Below are 17,262 nucleotides of genomic sequence, written 5' to 3'. Positions count from 1 at the left end.
GCACCGGGCCCGGGCAGGGGGTGTCAGGCCACCGGGGCGAGCTGTTCCTGTGCTTCCTGCTCCCGGTCGCCTCTCGGGACGAAGCGGACGCGGGGGTGGCCGCCGTGCCAGCCGACCGACAGCCGGAGGTTGCCGACGCGGGCCAGGACGAGGCCGATGACGAGCGCCGCGGCACCGGCGATCGCGCCGCCGACGGCCAGGCCCGCGCGGACGCCGTACGCGTCCGTGATCCAGCCGGCGATGGGTGCGCCGATGGGCGAGCCGCCCATGAAGACCATCATGTAGAGGGACATCACCCGGCCGCGCATGGCCGGGTCGGTGCCCATCTGGACGGTGGTGTTGCCGGTGACGTTGACCGTCATCCCGAACATGCCGATCGGCACCATGAGCAGCGCGAACAGCCACAGGGACGGTGCCGTGGCGGCCAGCACCTCCAGGGTGCCGAAGGCGACCGCGGCCGCGATCATCACGCGCATCCTGGCCGTGCCGCGTCTGGCCGCGAGCAGGGCGCCGACCAGGGAACCGACCGCCATCAGCGTGTTGAAGAGGCTGTAGGAGCCGGCGCCGGCGTGGAAGACGTCGTCGGCGAAGGCGGACAGGTAGACCGGGAAGTTGAAGCCGAAGGTGCCGACGAAGCCGATCAGGACGATGGTCCAGATGAGGTCGGGGCGGCCGGCGACGTAGTGCAGGCCCTCCCGGAGCTGTCCCTTGCCTCTCGGCGCCCGCTCCACGGCGTACAGGTCACGCCCGCGCATCAGCACCAGGCCGACGATCGGCGCCACGAAGGACAGGCCGTTGAAGAGGAACGCCCAGCCGGTGCCCACACCGGTGATCATCAGACCGGCGACGGCGGGTCCGACCAGGCGGGCGGACTGGAAGTTCGCGGAGTTCAGGCTGACCGCGTTCTGCAGCTGGTCGGGGCCGACCATCTCGGAGACGAAGGACTGGCGGGCCGGGTTGTCGACGACCGTGGCGAGGCCGACGGCGAAGGCCGCGAGGTAGACGTGCCAGACGTGGACGTGGCCGGAGAGGGTGAGCAGCGCGAGCGCGACGCCGGTGAGGCCCATGGCGGTCTGGGTGAAGAGGAGGGCGCGCCGCTTGTTCAGCCGGTCGACCAGGACCCCGCCGTAGAGACCGAAGAGCAGCATCGGCAGGAACTGGAGGGCGGTGGTGACGCCGACGGCCGTGGCGGAGCCGGTGAGGCTGAGGACCAGCCAGTCCTGGGCGATGCGCTGCATCCAGGTGCCGATGTTCGAGACGACCTGGCCCGCGAAGAACAGGCGGTAGTTCCTGACCTTCAGCGAGCTGAACATCGACGACTTGCGGGATGCGGGGGTAGCAGGGGCGGTCGGTGCGGGGGCGGAAGGTGCTCCGGATCCCGTACTCAAAGTGGGTTCGCCTCCTCTTTCTTGGCTCGTTCGCCTACGGGGCGCTTCCAGCCGGTGTCGGGAGGCCGACCGTGCTCACCCCTTCGGGCCTCCGCGCGCTCGACCTCCCGACACCGGCGCGCCCCTTCGGCTCACTCACGGTCGTAGAGCGTCTTACAGATGTGCGAGCTTCTCCAGTACGGGCGCGGCGGCGCGGAGTTTCGCCCACTCGTCCTCGTCGAGACCGTCGACCAGGCCGGCCAGGAACGCGTTGCGCTTGCGGCGGCTCTCCTCGAGCATCGCCTCGGCCTGTTCGGTCCTGGTGACGACCTTCTGGCGCCGGTCCTCGGGGTGCGGCTCCAGCCGGACCAGTCCCTTGGCCTCCAGCAGTGCCACGATGCGGGTCATCGAGGGCGGCTGGACGTGCTCCTTGCGGGCGAGCTCACCGGGGGTGGCCCGGCCGCAGCGGGAGAGGGTGCCCAGCACCGACATCTCGGTGGGGCTCAGTGACTCGTCGACCCGCTGGTGCTTGAGCCGTCGCGAGAGTCGCATCACGGCGGAGCGGAGGTCGTTCACAGCGGCTGCGTCGTCGCCATGGCTAAGGTCCGGCATGTTCTTTAGAGTAACTCATTACTCTAACTAAAGACCACTCGGGACACGCCAGGATGCCCGTGACCTCGGCCACTGAACCCGATCGTCACCCGTACGAGTGAGACAAGTCCGGAAAGTGACGCACTGGAGGCACGGATGTGGCGCCCTCATAGGCATGGGGACCAGTGTGCTCAGCCTGCGGATAGACAAAGAGCTGCTCGACCGGCTCCGGCACCACGCGGCCAAAAGGGGAATGAGCGTCCAGGACTACGTGGTCCGGACGCTCATTCGCGACGACTTCGACGAGCGGTTCTCGGCCGCCGTCGAGGAGACGGAGAGGTTCTACGGGGTCACCTGAACCTCCTGCGGGGTCACCTGGCCCCCGGGGCTCACGTGAGGCCGAGGGCCGGCATCAGGTAGTAGAAGGCGAAGACCGCCGAGACCACGTACATCGCGGCCGGGATCTCCCTGGCCCGGCCGGCGGCCAGCCGCAGCACCACGAAGGTGATGAAGCCCATGCCGATGCCGTTCGTGATCGAGTAGGTGAACGGCATCATCACCATCGTCACGAAGGCCGGCATCGCGAGGGTGTAGTCCGACCAGTCGATCTCCTTGATCGAGCCGGCCAGGATCAGGAAGCCCACCGCGAGCAGCGCCGGAGTGGCGGCCTGGGACGGGACCATGGTGGCGACGGGCGTGAGGAACAGCGCCACGGCGAAGAGGCCGCCGGTGACGACGTTGGCGAAGCCGGTACGGGCGCCCTCGCCGACGCCGGCCGTCGACTCGACGAAGCAGGTGGTGGCCGAGGAGGAGCTGGCACCGCCGGCGGCGACCGCGACACCGTCGATGAACAGGACCTTGTTGATGCCCGGCATGTAGCCCTGGGCGTCGGTCAGCTTGGCCTCGTCGCTGATGCCCATGATCGTGCCCATGGCGTCGAAGAAGCAGGACAGCAGCACGGTGAAGACGAAGAGGATGCCGGTCAGCAGGCCGACCTTGTCGAAGCCGCCGAAGAGGCTGACCTTGCCGAGCAGACCGAAGTCCGGGGTGGCGACCGGGTTGCCGGGCCACTTCGGGACGGTCAGGCCCCAGGTGGTCACGTGCCCGACGGCGTTGATGACCAGCGCGAGCACGGTCATCGCGACGATCGAGATGAGGATGGCGCCGGAGACCTTGCGGACGATCAGCGCGAGGGTGAGCAGCGTGCCGAGGACGAAGATCAGGACCGGCCAGCCGTTGAGGTGACCGTCGCCGCCGAGCTGGAGCGGGACGGTGGTCTGGGCGGCGTCCGGGATGCGGCTGACGAAGCCGGAGTCCACCAGACCGATCAGCATGATGAACAGGCCGATACCGATCGAGATGGCCTTGCGCAGGCTGTACGGCACGGCGTTCATGACCCGCTCGCGCAGCCCGCTGGCGACCAGCAGCATCACGACGATGCCGGCCAGCACGACCATGCCCATGGCGTCCGGCCAGGACATCCGGGGCGCCAGCTGGAGCGCCACGACCGAGTTCACCCCGAGGCCGGCGGCGAGCGCGATCGGGACGTTGCCGATGACGCCCATGAGCAGCGTCGTGAAGGCGGCGGTGATCACGGTGGCGGTGACCAGCTGACCGTGGTCGAGCTGGTGGCCGTACACGTCCTTCGCGCTGCCGAGGATGATCGGGTTCAGCACGATGATGTAGGCCATCGCGAAGAACGTGGCGAAGCCGCCGCGCACCTCGCGGGCCAGGGTGCTGCCCCGCTCGGAGATCTTGAAATAACGGTCGAGTGCGCCGTACGCGGGAGTCGCACCCGGCTGTTCGGGAGCGGGGGCCTGAGTGGAAGCCGGGGTTGACATTGGAGGTTCCTACGAGCAGAAGTGGCCAGAGACAAACGGTTTCAGTATGAACGTATGATTACTAGATCGCTATCTCCGCGCATAGATCCGCGAGGTGCGTAAGCTGAGCGTCATGGCGAAGTGGACCCCCCGGCACGAGGCACCCGAGCCCCTTGAGGGCCCCGTCGTCCCGACGATCATCGGCGGCACGATCGTCTGGTTCGTCCTCTTCCTGGCCCAGCTCCCCTTCTACGGCTGGTACTCCGACCACGGCCACACCTGGTGGGTGTGGACCTGCCTGGCCGGCGCCGGGCTGGGCCTGATCGGCATCTGGTACGTGAAGAGGCGGGACGCGGCCATCAAGCGGGCCGAAGCGGCACGCTCCCTGTAGGACCTCCGCGGCGCCGGCTACGACCTGGGCACGACATCGCTCCTCCCCCGGTCGGATCTTTGGCGCACTCCGCATGTGAACGCGCAAAACCGCACGTACCGTCGAATGCATGCAGCACATCGACGCGGGCGCGGAACTCGACCCTGTGCATCCGGTCCCCCTCCCGGCGCCGGCCAGGACCAGCGGGCTGACGTCCGCCGAAGTCGCGCAGCGCGTCGCACGCGGCGAGGTGAACGACGTACCGCTGCGCAGCAGCCGCTCGCTCGGCGAGATCGTGCGGGCCAACGTGTTCACCCGGTTCAACGCGATCATCGGCGTGCTGTGGCTGGTCATGCTGTTCGTGGCACCGATCCAGGACAGCCTGTTCGGCTTCGTGATCCTCGCCAACACCGGGATCGGCATCGTGCAGGAGTGGCGGGCGAAGCAGACCCTGGACTCGCTCGCGGTGATCGGCGAGGCGCGGCCCACCGTGCGCCGGGACGGGGCCGCCGTCGAAGTGGGCACCGGCGAGATCGTGCTCGACGACCTGATCGAGATCGGGCCCGGAGACAAGATCGTCGTGGACGGGGTGTGCGCCGAGACCGACGGCCTGGAGATCGACGAGTCGCTGCTCACCGGCGAGGCCGACCCGGTCGTCAAACGCCCCGGCGACCCGGTGATGTCGGGTTCCTTCGTGGTGGCGGGCGGCGGCGCCTTCACGGCGACGAAGGTCGGCCGGGAGGCCTACGCGGCCCAGCTCGCCGAGGAGGCCTCCCGTTTCACCCTCGTCCACTCCGAACTGCGCACCGGCATCTCGACCATCCTCAAGTACGTGACCTGGATGATGGTCCCGGCCGCGATCGGCCTGGTCGCCACCCAGCTGGTCGTGAAGAACAACGGTTTCAAGGACGCCGTCGCCCGCACGGTCGGCGGTATCGTCCCGATGGTCCCCGAGGGACTCGTGCTCCTGACCTCCGTCGCCTTCGCGATCGGGGTGATCCGGCTGGGCCGGCAGCAGTGCCTGGTCCAGGAACTCCCCGCGATCGAGGGCCTGGCCCGCATCGACACCGTCTGCCTCGACAAGACCGGCACCCTCACCGAGGGCGGCATGGACGTCACCGAGCTGCGGGCGCTGAACGGGGCCGACGAGACCTACGTCCGTACCGTGCTGGGCTCGCTCGGCGAGTCCGACCCGCGCCCCAACGCCTCCCTCCAGGCGATCATCGACGCCTATCCCGACAGCGAGGACTGGCGGTGCGTGGAGTCGCTGCCCTTCTCCTCCGCCCGCAAGTACAGCGGCGCGACCTTCAGCGAGGGCGACGGGGAGACCAGCACCTGGCTGCTGGGGGCACCGGACGTGCTGCTCGGCGCCGCCGACCCGGCACTGGCCGAAACCGTACGCCTCAACGAGGAAGGGCTGCGGGTGCTGCTCCTGGCCCGCGCCACCCGGGACCTGGACCACGCGCGGGTGGCCGAGGGCGCCCGCCCCACCGCCCTGGTGGTCCTGGAGCAGCGGCTGCGCCCGGACGCGGGCGACACCCTCCGCTACTTCGCCGACCAGGACGTCCGGGCGAAGGTCATCTCCGGCGACAACGCGGTCTCGGTCGCCGCCGTGGCCGCGAAGCTCGGCCTGAGCGGTACGACGGTGGACGCGCGCCGGCTGCCCGCCGAGCCCGGCGCGATGGCCGAGGCGCTGGACGAGGGCACGGTGTTCGGGCGGGTCACCCCGCAGCAGAAGCGGGACATGGTGGGGGCACTCCAGTCCCGCGGGCACACGGTCGCGATGACCGGCGACGGCGTGAACGACGTGCTCGCCCTCAAGGACGCCGACATCGGCGTCGCGATGGGCTCGGGGTCCGAGGCGACCCGCGCGGTCGCCCAGATCGTCCTGCTGGACAACAGCTTCGCCACGCTGCCCTCGGTGGTGGCCGAGGGGCGCCGGGTGATCGGCAACATCACCCGGGTGGCGACCCTCTTCCTGGTCAAGACGGTCTACTCGGTGCTGCTCGCGGTGCTGGTGGTGTGCTGGCAGGTCGAGTACCCCTTCCTGCCCAGGCACCTGACCCTGCTGTCCACCCTGACCATCGGCATCCCGGCCTTCTTCCTGGCCCTGGCCCCCAACAAGGAGCGGGCCAGACCGCACTTCGTCCGCAGGGTGATGCGCTACTCGATCCCGGGCGGGGTGGTGGCGGGGGTCGCGACCTTCGTGACGTACCTGGTCGCCCGGCACCACTACACCGGTACCGGTTCGCTGGACGCGGAGACCAGCGCCGCGACCCTGACCCTGTTCCTGATCTCGATGTGGATCCTGGCGATCATCGCCCGCCCCTACACCTGGTGGCGGATCGCCCTGGTCGCGTCGATGGGCGTGGCCTTCGTCCTCGTACTGGTCGTGCCCGCGTTGCAGAGTTTCTTCGCGTTGAAGCTGGTGGGGGTGGCGATGCCGTGGACCGCCGTCGGCGTGGCCGTGGTGGGGTCGGCGGTGCTGGAGTTTCTCTGGAAGTGGGTGGAGCGGAAGTATCCCGTGTGACGCGGTCGGGGAACCGCGCGGGCCCGGTGGGGGCTGGTCGCGCAGTTCCCCGCGCCCCTTACGGGGCGCTGCCCCTCGGGGCGTTCACGACTACTGCACGTCGATGTAGTCGCCCGTGGCGTTGGCCGCTCCGGACGTCGAGGTGGCGGCGAAGGAGTAGCGGTAGTAGCCGTCGACCGTCGCCGTGGTCGTCGTCTTCAGGGCGCCCGTGGCGGACGACTTGATGGTCTTCAGCGTGGTGTAGGTGGTGGCGCTCTTCTTGCGGAACTGGAGCTTCACCGACTGGCTGCCGAAGGCGCCGTACTTGTGGGTGTCCCAGTTGGCGCGGGTCAGGGAACCGGTGACCGTGACGGTCTTGCCCTTCTTGACCGGCTCGGGGGTGGCGTTGACGGTGAGCTTCGTGGCGCGCAGGACCTTGGTGGTGCCCAGGCCGCCGACCCACTTCTCACCGTCGGCGCTCACGGCGACGGCGCCGACGTTCCAGGAGCCCGCCTCGGAGTTGGTCAGGTCCGAGTCGCCGTTGACCGTGAAGACCAGGGAGGCCTTGCAGTTCAGGACGGTGCTGGAGGCGGCGGTGCAGGTGCCCGGGTCGTCGGAGACGAACAGGTCGCTCGGCTTGGTCACCGAGGTGCCGCGGTAGATGGCCGGACCGGTGGCGAAGTCGCTCGCCTTCAGGGTCGACGGGTGGGTCACGGTGTAGGTGACCGCGAAGGACGCCTTGGTCGTACCGACGACCATGCTGCTGCCCTTGTTGACCTTCACGTTGGAGAAGGTGACGTTCGGCGCGGTGCCGGCGGCGTGGGCGGCCGGGGCGACGAACGCGGAGATGGCCAGGGCGCCGGAGACGGCGGCCACAGTGGCACGAATGCGCATGGATTCCCCAGGTGGAGAACAGTGGGCGCGAGGCCCAAGTGATCTAGGGAGTCTGTTGACTCGGATGATCAGATCCATGAGCACGGAGACTGGTTGTACAGGTGAGACGTAATCCGGTCAGATTTTGATTCCTTTGCGACCGGATTACGTCTCCTTGGGACTGCCGCTGTCCGCGGGAGCCGCTACTTCACGTCGACGTAGTCACCCGTGGCGTTGACCGCCGGGGTCGTGGCCGTGCCGACGAAGGAGAAGCGGTAGTAGCCGTCCACCGTCGCCTTGGTGGTGGTCTTCAGCGTGCCGGTCGAGGACGACTTGATGCCCTTGACGTTCGTGTAGGTGCTGGAGTTCTTCTTGCGGAACTGCAGCCGCACCGACTGGTTGGCGTAGCCGTGGTACTTGCCGTCGTCCCAGTTGGCCCGGGAGAGCTTGCCGGTGACCGTGATGGTCTTGCCCTTCTTCACCGGCTCCGGGGCGGCGTTGACCGTCAGCTTGGACAGGCGCTGGAGCCTGGTGGTGGCCAGGGCGTCCTGGTCGACGTAGCCGATCTTGGTCCAGTCGACGTCCTCGGCGAGCGGGTCCTGGCCGTTAAGGGCGATGGCGTAGCCGATCGCCTTCCAGCTGGTGGCGTCCGCGTTCGAGAGGTCCTCGTTCGCGTAGACGTCGATGGTGCCCTTGCAGCTGGCGGTGGTCGCCGAGGTGTCCGTGCAGGACGGCCAGTCGTCACCGGCGAGGATGTTGACCGGGTCGCTGTAGGAGCCGCGGTAGATCTCGACGTCCATCAGGAAGTCGTCCGCGTGGATGTCGACGTCGGCGGCGTGCGTCACGGTGTAGGTGACCGGCGCCTTCACGTGGGTGGTGGTGCCCGCGACGATCGGCTTGCCCTTGTTGACCTTCACGTTGGAGAAGGACAGGTCCAGGGTGTACGGCTCACCGGTGTCGTCGGCGGTCGACGCGGTGTACGCAGCCCGGCCGGAGGCGGCCTGCTGGGCCGCGGCCGCGACCTTCGCCAGGTCGGCGGGGCTGTAGGAAGAACCGCCGGAGGCCTGTGCGGCGGGCACGGCGAGAGCGGAGAGGGCCAGGGCGCCGGAGACGGCGGCCACAGTGGCACGTATGCGCATGCGTTCCCCTGCATGGAAGTGATCGGGGAGTCAGTTGACTCGCCCGATCAGATCCGTCAGGGGCGACAAAGGTTGTACGGAATTTGAAAGTTGAGGACAACCTGTGAAAGGGGTGGCACTCGTCCGGATCGGGAGCCGCTCGTCCGGATCGGGAGCCGCTCGTCCGGATCGGGAGCCGCTCGTCCGGATCGGGGGGTGCTCGCCGTCCCGGCTCAGTCGAACCAGCGGTCCCGGGCCAGTTCCTCCGTTCGGGACGGGTCCTCCAGGAGGGCCGCGACCTCGAAGCGGCGCGGCCACTGGCCCGCCGCCCAGGCGAGGCCGGCCGCGACGCCCTCCAGGGTCGCCGCGTGCAGGACGCCGTCCCCGGTGAGGCGCCAGTCGATCTCGACGCCGTCGACCACCAGTTCCTCGTGCTCGACGTAGGTCTCGGGGGTACTCGGGCCGAGCAGGACGCGGACGGACTCGGGGACGTCGTGTTCCGTGCCCTGCGAGTCGACCGAGCCCGTCACCGACTCGCTCAGCCGCCGTACCTGGAACAGTTCCGCCAACTCCGCGGCCCGCGCGGGGCGTACCGGCAGCAGGGGCACGCCGTCCGTGAACGGGAGCAGGTCCGGGGAGTCGACGACCACCGCGTCCGCCGCGTCCACCACCTCCACCCGGCCGTCGATCACCGCGCGCAACTCGTCGGGAAGGGTCACCTGTTCGGGGTCCAGGTCCGCCAGCGCACCGTACAGGGCGTGCAGTTGGCCGGAGGTCACCCGCCGGTCGGGGTCGGCCAGGCGGTCCAGGAGTTCGGCGGCGCCGCCGGGCTCGTCCAGGAGCGCGGCCACCGACGTCCGTACGCCCAGCGCCCGCAGCACCTGCTCGTCCTCGAAGCCGGTGGCGTCCGCCTCCTCGTAGAGGCCGCGCAGCAGCGGGTCGCCGCCGGCCGCCAGCAGTCCGGCGGGGCGGCGGCCGTCCAGCACCGGGTGGCCGCGCAGCCACCAGGCCGTGTACGGCCGTACGACCTCGTGGGTGCCGTCCGGCAGCAGGACGCGGACCGGCTGGGTGAGGGCGTCGCGCAGGGGCGGCTGGGCGAGCAGGGCCAGGGCCTCCGGCCAGTGGTCCTCGTCGACGAGGTCCAGGTCGCGGACGGCGATCAGCTCGGTGGCGACCGGCGGCACCGGGGTGTCGGGGAAGCGGTCGAGGACGTCCTCGCTCCAGACGTCGACGGCGTCCAGCAGACCCGCGTCGTCGGGCTCGGCGAAGTCGCCTTCCCGGGGCTCAAGTTCGTCCGGGTCCAGGACCACGTCGGTGGCGCGGACGAGTGCGAAGTTGGCGAGGACCCCACAGGCGGCCAGCGGCTGTTCGCCCCACTTCTCGGCCAGTTCGGCGTCCACGGCGGCCAGTTCGTCCTCGCGGATGATCCGCGCGAACGGGCTGCCGGGCAGCACCAGTTCACCGGCCGGGGCCGGCTCGCCGTCCTCGTCGGGCAGGGCGAGCGCGCCCAGCCAGGGCTCGTCGCCGGGTTCCAGACCGGCGTCCCGCACCAGCGCCAGCACCGTGTCCGCCAACTCCTCGGCGTCCAGGGTGTCCTCCTCCCACAGCGCGCCGCCCTCGTCGTCCAGGGAGGCGGCGACCGCGGCCCGTACCTGCGGGGTGGTGAGCACCGCGCGCGGCGTCGCGGGCAGCGCGCCGAGCTTCTCCAGCAGCGGGTGGGCGGCGTCCTGGTGGGCGACCTTGAGTCCGAGCCGGGCGAGCACCTCGGGGTCGACGGCGGTCGCGTCGGGAGTGGGCAGCAGCACCTGACGGGGGCCGATCGTCGTTCGGCCTCCCCCAGAGCCGAAAGCGTGGGAGGTACCCCCAGCCAGCGGCACGGGCAGGCCCGACAGCCGTTCCGGGTCGACGCCCGCGAGGCTGTCGTAGAGCCGCCACCACCAGTCCGGGTCCTTCTCCAGGCCGGCCAGCCGGTCGACGGCGTCGGCGAGCGGGAGCCGGGCGACGGACAACGTGCGCAGTTCCACGCGGCGTTCCAGGCCGGCGGGCAGGAGGGTGGGCAGCACCTCGGCGAGGACGCGGACGGTCTCCGCACCCGCCCCCTCCACGATCTCGGCGTCCCGCGGCCGCAGCGCCTCGGGCAGCTCGCTGTCTTCGCCGTCCTCGCCGTCCGCGCCGTCCTCGCCGTCCGCGCCGCCCTGTCCGCCCTTGACGGCGGGTGGCAGGAAGGCGGTGCGCGGCAGCCGGTCCAGGATCTCCTGGCGCAGCGCGCCGTCCAGCTCGCCCTTGCCGAGCGGGCCGGGGACGAGGTGGATGATCCCCTCGCCCACCGGCCGCCAGCCGGCGAGGAGTTCGGCGTACGCGTCGGCCGCGCGCCGCACCAGGAAGTCGGTGAGCGGGCCGGGGGCGGTGTGCCGGCGGGTGGTGTCGAGCGGGAAGGACGCGATGAGCAGGGCGGGCACGCCGAGCGGCTCGTCGCTGGGGGTGGGCGCGTGCACGACGGCGGCGGTGCGCGGCCGGTCCGGGGCGCCCTGCCCGTCCGTGGGCACGGCCCAGGTCAGTGACCAGTGCGGCCGCAGCCGCTCCTCGACCGGCCGGTCGGCGAGCAGGTCGGGGGTGAGCGTGCCGTGCGCGGAGACGGTACGCCAGCGGGTCGTGCCGTGCCGCGAGTCCGACACGACCGTGTGGACGCCGTCGGTGTCGCGGCGCAGGGTGCGGGACGGCTGGTCGCCGTTCTCGATCACGACCTCCGCCAGCCCCGGCAGGGCGAGCAGCAGGGCGTCGTCGACGGCGTCGAGGAGGCGCTCGGCGAGATCGGTGGCCGCGGTGTCCCGCAGCGGCAGGATCACGACCGTGTCGTACGGGTCCGGGGCGGTGCCCTCGGCGGCGAACGGGAGCCGGAGCAGCGGCACATGGCCGTCGCGGCGGCGGATCTCGTCGCCGAGTCCGGAGGTGTGGGCGGCGGTCTCCTCGGCCAGTTCCCGGGCCTCGGCGAGGGACCAGCGGACCCCGCCGTGCCGGCCGACGACCGCGGGCTCGTCCGTGACCGCGAGCACGGCGGCGAAGCCGACGCCGAACCGGCCGACGGCCCCTTCGGTCTCCTCCCGCTTCGCGGAGGCGCGCAGGGTGGAGAGGGACTCGGCGCCGGCCGCGTCCAGCGGGGCGCCGGTGTTGGCGGCGAACAGGACGCCGTCGCGGAGGGTGAGCCGGAAGCGGCCGGGGACGCCGGCGCGGGCCGCCGCGTCGGCCGCGTTCTGCGCGAGCTCCACGACGAGCCGGTCCCGGTAGCCGCCGAGGACCAGGTCCTCCTCGGCGTTGGCGTCCTCACGGAAACGGGCGGGGCTGGTGGCCCAGGCGTCGAGGACGCCTCGCCGGAGACGGGCGGTCCCGAACGGGTCGGCACCCTCGGCTGCGGGCCGCACGAACTTGCTCACGTTCACTCTCCTCATCGGCGTGAGCACGAAGGTACCGCCTCGGCCGGGGCTCTTCGCCTGGAGACCGCCGACCTCGCCGGGGAGCGTCCGGAGCATCGCGATCGCACCCCCGGACCGCTGCCGGCCCGACGGCTCAGGGGCGCTCCGCGGCCGCCGGAGGGCCGCCGTGGGCCGCCGTCACGGGACGACCTGTCGACGGTCACGTGCAGAGGGCCGCACGCACCCACGCGTTCTCGCCCCTGGACGGGAACGCGTGGGGCTGTCCGAGCGCATGCTCAGGACGACGCCGGCACGGTCGCCGGAGCGGGCGGCTCGTGCGGGGTCACGAGTGGCCCAGTTCCGCCGTGCTCTCGTCCTCCGTCGCCGGCACCGAGCCGGAGTCGGCGGACGGGCGGAGGGGGAAGGGGTCGACCCTCGTCTCGTCGATCACCGGCGGGGCCGGCTGCGGGGTCTTCGGCATGACCGCGGCCTCCGAGTGGCCGCCGCAGCCGTAGGCGAAAGAGACCACGCGGCCGTCGGCCGGGGAGAACTCGTTGGCGCAGACACCGAAGGCCTGCCCGAGGGAGCCGCCGATGGGGCTGAGGAAGCCGCAGCTGACGCAGGTCGCGGGGGCCGCCTGGGCCATCGGGGTCTTGGCGCCGAACGCCTCCTCCCAGCGGTCGGCGGCGACGTGCAGGCCGTAACGGGAGAGCACCCGGGCCCGGCGCATGCCCAGTTCCTCGGCGACCGAGGCGATCGTGCCCCGGGCGGGGACCGTGGGGAGGTTCGCGGGGGTGCCCGCGGTGACGTCGGCGTCCTCCGCCTCCGCCAGCTCCTCCATCTCCTCGGAGACCGGGGAGTTCGGCTCCGGCTCGTCCTCGCCGGTGTAGCCGGGTTCCAGACGGAGATCCTCGGCCTCGGTGGGCAGCAGGTCGCCCGGCCCCATGTCACCGGGGCGCAGCCGCTCGCTCCACGGCACCCACTCCGGGGCCAGCAGGGCGTCGGGGCCGGGGAGCAGGACCACCTCGTCCAGGGTGACGAGCTTGGCTCGGGAGGCACGGGCGACGGTCACCGCCCAGCGCCAGCCGCGGTACCCGAGTTCCTTGCACTCGAAGAAGTGCGTGACGACGCGATCGCCCTCCGCCACCGCTCCGGCGTGCTCTCCCACCACTCCGGGTGCCGCGGCCTCCTCGGCGGCGGCACGGGCGAGGTCGACGGCCTCGGCGCACAGACGGTCGGGGGTGCGGCTTCGCGTTGTCGCTGCGCTCACAGGTATCGCTTCTCTCCTACGCCGTCTCACGAGTGCGGTCGCCTCCGGCGGTGGGGCGGACGGAGCGGACCTGCGGGCCGCATCGACGTACGCGTCCGATCGCGCTCGGGCGCACCTATGCCATCCATTCTGCGTTATGGCTGAGATACGCACGCTACCCCGTCGCCGGTGGTGGGGGACAGTCCGGCGGGGCCGACGGCGGCGGGGGCGCGCACCGGCCGTCGGGCGGGTGCGGGCCGGTGCGGGCCGGTCGCGCGGTTCCCCGCGCCCCCGCGGGGCGCTCCGCGGCCGCTGCCCGTCCACGTCGCTTGGCGACAAAGTGCACTAGGAACAGCGGTCTCAGGGCACTATGAAGCACGTGGCAACCGCGAAGTCCCCCCAACGGTCCCTCGGGGTCGGCAGCGGTGCGGGCCGGGTGCGCGGTACCGTCCGCTCGGTCGGCCGTGCCCTGCACCTCCCGGTGACCGGTACCGCCCGGGGCATCCGCAAGGCCACCCACGCGCACGGCGCCGGCGAGTCCGGCCTCGGGAAACTGATCGAACTGCACGCGGTGAACGGCGCGGGTGACGTGATGATCACCGTCGCGCTCGCCTCGACCGTGTTCTTCTCGGTGCCGACGGACGAGGCCCGTGGGCGGGTCGCGCTCTACCTCGCCATCACCATGGCGCCCTTCACGGTCCTCGCCCCCGTCATCGGCCCCCTGCTCGACCGGCTGCCGCACGGCCGCCGGGCCGCGATGGCCGCCGCGATGCTGGCCCGCGCGCTGCTCGCGCTGATCATCTCCGGGGCGGTGGCGAGCGGCGGTCTCGAGCTGTATCCGGCGGCGCTCGGGGTGCTGGTCGCGTCGAAGGCGTACGGCGTGGTGCGCAGTGCGGTCGTGCCACGGCTGCTGCCGCCCCGGTTCTCGCTGGTGAAGGCCAACTCCCGGGTCACCCTGGCGGGGCTGCTCGCCACCGGGGTGGCCGCCCCGGTCGGTGCGGGGCTGCACGCCGTCGGTGACCCCTGGCCGCTGTACGGGGCCTTCGTGATCTTCGTCGCCGGGACGTTCCTCTCCTTCACCCTCCCCCCGAAGGTCGACTCGGCCAAGGGCGAGGACGTGGCGCTGCTCGCCGCCGACGAGGAGCACCTGCACGGCCCGCTGCGCAGGGAGGCCAGGGAGGCCAGAGAGGCCGGGGCAGCCAGAGAGGCCGGGGCGGCCAAGGACGCGAAGAACGCCAGGGAGCCGAAGCGGCCGGGGCTGCGGACCGTCGGGCCGGCCGTCACACACGCGCTCGGCGCCAACGCGGCCCTGCGCTGCCTCTCCGGCTTCCTGATCTTCTTCCTGGCCTTCCTGCTCCGCGAGCACCCGCTGACCGGCGAGAGCGCGGCGGTGTCGCTGGGGATCGTGGGCGTCGCGGCGGGCACGGGCAACGCGCTCGGTACGGCGGTGGGGTCCTGGCTGCGCTCCCGGGCGCCGGAGATCATCATCGTGACGGTGGTGGCCGTGGTGCTGGGTACGGCGGTCGTGGCGGCCCTGTTCTTCGGCGCCTTCCTGGTGGCCGTCCTCGCCGCGGTGGCCGGGTTCGCGCAGGCGCTGGCCAAGCTGTGCCTGGACGCGCTGATCCAGCGGGACGTACCCGAGCAGGTGCGCAGCTCGGCGTTCGCGCGCTCGGAGACGCTGTTGCAGATGGGGTGGGTGTTCGGTGGCGCGGTGGGCATCGTGATGCCGCTCAACGGCACCCTGGGGCTGCTGGTGGCCGCCGCGATCGTGGCCGTCGGCTGGCTGACCACCCTGCGCGGTCTGCTGGCCTCCGCCCGGCACGGCACCCGCGCGCGCCCGCGAGTGGCGTAACGAACCGGGCACGCCGCACCCCACGTGGGGAGCGGGCCGGAAGCGCCCGATAGCCTTCGGCCATGACCACGCTGCACTCCCGCTCGCGACGCCGCCGCGTCGTCGCCGCCGCCGGCGCCGTTTCCGCCGGACTGCTCGTCCTGTCTGCCTGTGACAAGCCGACCCCGGTCGCCACGATCACCGTCGGCACGAACTCGGTCAACTCCGAGGCGACCTGCTACAACGACGGCAAGGCCCTGGACACGGCCGCCCTCACGAAGTGCCTGAAGGACACCGGGATCACGTCCATCAAGGTGGACCCGGACGACACCGTCCGCTTCGGCGTCGACCCGAAGATCGCGGACAACGGCTGGACCATCCTGATGAACGGTCAGGCGCTCACCGACTCCAGCAGCAAGACGTACCGCACCATCCCGGGCAGCGTGTTCTTCAACGCCCAGTACGGCGCCTCCGGCAACTCGACGCTGGTCTCCATCAAGGAGGGCGACAAGTCGGTGCTGGGTCTGTGGTCCTTCAAGCTCAAGAAGGACGCCTGACCACGTCCGCCGTACGCGTCCTCGTGACCACCGCGGTCCCCGCCGAGCGGGACGCGGTGGCGGGGGCGTTCCCCGACGGTACGACCGAGGTGCGGCTGCCGGCCGGGACGCTGCTGCGCACCGCGGGCGGGTACGACCTGCTGGCCGCCGGGGTCGGCCCGGCCCTGGCCGCCGCGGGCACCGCGACCGCCCTCACCGCCGCCGCCCTCGAAGGCCGCCCCTACGCGCTGGTCGTCTCCGCCGGGATCGCCGGCGGTTTCCAGCCGGAGGCCCCCCTGGGTTCGCTGGTCGTCGCCGACGAGATCACCGCGGCCGACCTGGGCGCCGAGACCGCCGAGGGATTCGTGCCGGTCACCGGGCTGGGTTTCGGCACCGTCAGCCACCGTCCACCGAATTCACTCGTACGAGTTATCGTCGCGGCGACCGGGGCACGTCCCGGCACGGTGCTCACCGTGTCCACCGTGACCGGAACCGCCCCCCGTGCCGCCGCCCTGCGCGTCCGGCACCCGCAGGCCCTCGCGGAGGCCATGGAGGGCTTCGGGGTCGCCGAGGCGGCCGCCGCGCACGGGGTGCCCGTCCTGGAGATACGCGCGGTCTCCAACGCCGTCGGCCCCCGCGACCGCGCCGCCTGGCGCATCGGCGACGCGCTGGCCGCCCTGACGGCGGCCTTCGGGAAGCTCGCGCCCGCCCTGGAGAGTTGGAACCCACATGACCACCGGTGACCTGCTGAGGATCGCTTACTCGCCCTGCCCGAACGACACCTTCGTCTTCGACGCCCTCGCCCACGGCCGGGTGCCGGGCGCGCCCGCCCTGGACGTGACCTTCGCGGACATCGACATCACCAACGGCATGGCCGAGCGCGGCGAGTGGGACGCGCTGAAGGTGTCGTACGCCGTGCTGCCGTACGTCCTCGACGAGTACGCGCTGCTGCCCTGCGGGGGTGCGCTGGGGCGGGGCTGCGGGCCGCTGGTGCTGACCCGGGAGGCCGGGGTGGACCTCACCGGCCGTACCGTCGCCGTGCCGAGCGAGCGGTCGACGGCGTACCTGCTGTTCCGGCTGTGGGCGGCCGACACCCTGACGGACGGCGGGGTCGGCGAGATCGTGGTGATGCCGTTCCACGAGATCATGCCGGCGGTCCGGGACGGGAAGGTCGACGCGGGGCTCGTGATCCACGAGGCGCGCTTCACGTACCAGAACTACGGGCTGCACAAGCTCGCCGACATGGGCGAGCACTGGGAGGACACCACGGGCCTGCCGATCCCGCTCGGCGCGATCATCGCGAAGCGCTCGCTGGGCGCGGAACGGCTCACGCGGCTCGCCGCGTCGATCCGTACGTCCGTCCACGCGGCCTGGGACGATCCCGAGGTCTCCCGGCCCTATGTCATGGCCCACGCCCAGGAGATGGACCCGGCCGTCGCCGACCAGCACATCGGGCTCTACGTCAACGAGTTCACCTCGGAACTCGGTGAGGACGGCTACGCGGCGGTCCGCGGGCTGCTCACCCGCGCGGCGGCCGAGGGACTCGTACCGCCCCTCGGTCCGCACGCACTCGATTTCCCGTAAATGG

Annotated in this window: 14 protein-coding genes; 7 read left to right on the top strand and 7 right to left on the bottom strand. The window is 71.6% G+C overall.

Annotated features, from left to right (window positions below; genetic code table 11):
- Window positions 1-23 precede the first annotated feature (23 nt).
- Together MB828_RS43060 and MB828_RS43055 are read right to left on the bottom strand one after the other, a co-directional pair.
- Window positions 24-1,388: an MFS transporter gene (locus MB828_RS43060; protein ID WP_301652900.1), complete on the bottom strand. Its 1,365-nt coding sequence runs from the start codon at window positions 1,386-1,388 to the stop codon at window positions 24-26.
- A 153-nt stretch (window positions 1,389-1,541) separates the two neighbouring features.
- The gene (locus MB828_RS43055) at window positions 1,542-1,979 is read right to left on the bottom strand and encodes a MarR family winged helix-turn-helix transcriptional regulator (RefSeq protein WP_046734060.1); all 438 of its coding nucleotides are present in this window, start codon (window positions 1,977-1,979) and stop codon (window positions 1,542-1,544) included.
- Between the two features lie 154 nt (window positions 1,980-2,133).
- On the opposite strand from MB828_RS43055, the gene MB828_RS43050 reads away from it, so the two are divergent.
- Window positions 2,134-2,316 (top strand): ribbon-helix-helix protein, CopG family, encoded by a 183-nt coding sequence (locus tag MB828_RS43050; protein ID WP_046734061.1) that lies wholly within the window; start codon window positions 2,134-2,136, stop codon window positions 2,314-2,316.
- 31 nt (window positions 2,317-2,347) lie between these two features.
- On the opposite strand, the gene MB828_RS43045 is transcribed toward MB828_RS43050, so the two are convergent.
- Window positions 2,348-3,799, bottom strand: a complete 1,452-nt coding sequence (locus tag MB828_RS43045) for an NCS2 family permease (RefSeq protein WP_133026646.1) — start codon at window positions 3,797-3,799, stop codon at window positions 2,348-2,350.
- 112 nt (window positions 3,800-3,911) lie between these two features.
- On the opposite strand from MB828_RS43045, the gene MB828_RS43040 reads away from it, so the two are divergent.
- Together MB828_RS43040 and MB828_RS43035 are read left to right on the top strand one after the other, a co-directional pair.
- A complete protein-coding gene (locus MB828_RS43040) occupies window positions 3,912-4,169 on the top strand; it encodes a DUF2530 domain-containing protein (protein WP_301652899.1) in 258 nt (85 codons plus the stop codon).
- 109 nt (window positions 4,170-4,278) lie between these two features.
- A complete protein-coding gene (locus MB828_RS43035) occupies window positions 4,279-6,678 on the top strand; it encodes an HAD-IC family P-type ATPase (protein ID WP_301652898.1) in 2,400 nt (799 codons plus the stop codon).
- 90 nt (window positions 6,679-6,768) lie between these two features.
- Here the strand turns inward: MB828_RS43035 and MB828_RS43030 are convergent, their stop codons facing one another.
- The 4 genes from MB828_RS43030 to MB828_RS43015 all read right to left on the bottom strand — a co-directional run bounded on the left by MB828_RS43030 (window position 6,769) and on the right by MB828_RS43015 (window position 13,328).
- Window positions 6,769-7,551 (bottom strand): hypothetical protein, encoded by a 783-nt coding sequence (locus MB828_RS43030; RefSeq protein WP_301652897.1) that lies wholly within the window; start codon window positions 7,549-7,551, stop codon window positions 6,769-6,771.
- Between the two features lie 182 nt (window positions 7,552-7,733).
- Window positions 7,734-8,669, bottom strand: coding sequence for a hypothetical protein (locus MB828_RS43025; protein WP_133026649.1), 936 nt, complete (start codon window positions 8,667-8,669; stop codon window positions 7,734-7,736).
- A gap of 212 nt (window positions 8,670-8,881) precedes the next feature.
- Window positions 8,882-12,094, bottom strand: a complete 3,213-nt coding sequence (locus MB828_RS43020; RefSeq protein WP_301653028.1) for a sacsin N-terminal ATP-binding-like domain-containing protein — start codon at window positions 12,092-12,094, stop codon at window positions 8,882-8,884.
- Window positions 12,095-12,401: 307 nt separating this feature from the next.
- A complete protein-coding gene (locus tag MB828_RS43015) occupies window positions 12,402-13,328 on the bottom strand; it encodes a DUF3027 domain-containing protein (RefSeq protein WP_301652896.1) in 927 nt (308 codons plus the stop codon).
- A gap of 358 nt (window positions 13,329-13,686) precedes the next feature.
- Between MB828_RS43015 and MB828_RS43010 the strand changes: the two genes are divergently transcribed.
- The 4 genes from MB828_RS43010 to MB828_RS42995 all read left to right on the top strand — a co-directional run bounded on the left by MB828_RS43010 (window position 13,687) and on the right by MB828_RS42995 (window position 17,258).
- Entirely contained in the window at window positions 13,687-15,159 is a 1,473-nt protein-coding gene (locus MB828_RS43010; RefSeq protein WP_343236248.1) for an MFS transporter, read from the top strand.
- 62 nt (window positions 15,160-15,221) lie between these two features.
- Complete coding sequence (locus MB828_RS43005) at window positions 15,222-15,695, top strand: DUF2771 domain-containing protein (protein ID WP_133026652.1); 474 nt, start codon at window positions 15,222-15,224, stop codon at window positions 15,693-15,695.
- Window positions 15,665-16,417, top strand: coding sequence for a futalosine hydrolase (locus MB828_RS43000; RefSeq protein WP_301652894.1), 753 nt, complete (start codon window positions 15,665-15,667; stop codon window positions 16,415-16,417). Before MB828_RS43005 ends, MB828_RS43000 begins: the two co-directional genes overlap by 31 nt.
- Window positions 16,404-17,258, top strand: coding sequence for a 1,4-dihydroxy-6-naphthoate synthase (locus MB828_RS42995; protein ID WP_301652893.1), 855 nt, complete (start codon window positions 16,404-16,406; stop codon window positions 17,256-17,258). Before MB828_RS43000 ends, MB828_RS42995 begins: the two co-directional genes overlap by 14 nt.
- Window positions 17,259-17,262 lie beyond the last annotated feature (4 nt).

This window comes from Streptomyces arenae, from assembly GCF_022343545.1.
GTDB lineage: Bacteria > Actinomycetota > Actinomycetes > Streptomycetales > Streptomycetaceae > Streptomyces > Streptomyces humi.
This window is presented reverse-complemented; position numbering and strand designations above follow the sequence as displayed.

Coding starts and splice junctions, on each gene's coding strand:
- MB828_RS43055 (WP_046734060.1), bottom strand. CDS start 1,979: ATGCCGGACCTTAGCCATGGCGACGACGCAGCCGCTGTGAACGACCTC.
- MB828_RS43050 (WP_046734061.1), top strand. CDS start 2,134: ATGGGGACCAGTGTGCTCAGCCTGCGGATAGACAAAGAGCTGCTCGAC.
- MB828_RS43045 (WP_133026646.1), bottom strand. CDS start 3,799: ATGTCAACCCCGGCTTCCACTCAGGCCCCCGCTCCCGAACAGCCGGGT.
- MB828_RS43040 (WP_301652899.1), top strand. CDS start 3,912: ATGGCGAAGTGGACCCCCCGGCACGAGGCACCCGAGCCCCTTGAGGGC.
- MB828_RS43035 (WP_301652898.1), top strand. CDS start 4,279: ATGCAGCACATCGACGCGGGCGCGGAACTCGACCCTGTGCATCCGGTC.
- MB828_RS43030 (WP_301652897.1), bottom strand. CDS start 7,551: ATGCGCATTCGTGCCACTGTGGCCGCCGTCTCCGGCGCCCTGGCCATC.
- MB828_RS43025 (WP_133026649.1), bottom strand. CDS start 8,669: ATGCGCATACGTGCCACTGTGGCCGCCGTCTCCGGCGCCCTGGCCCTC.
- MB828_RS43020 (WP_301653028.1), bottom strand. CDS start 12,094: ATGAGGAGAGTGAACGTGAGCAAGTTCGTGCGGCCCGCAGCCGAGGGT.
- MB828_RS43005 (WP_133026652.1), top strand. CDS start 15,222: ATGACCACGCTGCACTCCCGCTCGCGACGCCGCCGCGTCGTCGCCGCC.
- MB828_RS42995 (WP_301652893.1), top strand. CDS start 16,404: ATGACCACCGGTGACCTGCTGAGGATCGCTTACTCGCCCTGCCCGAAC.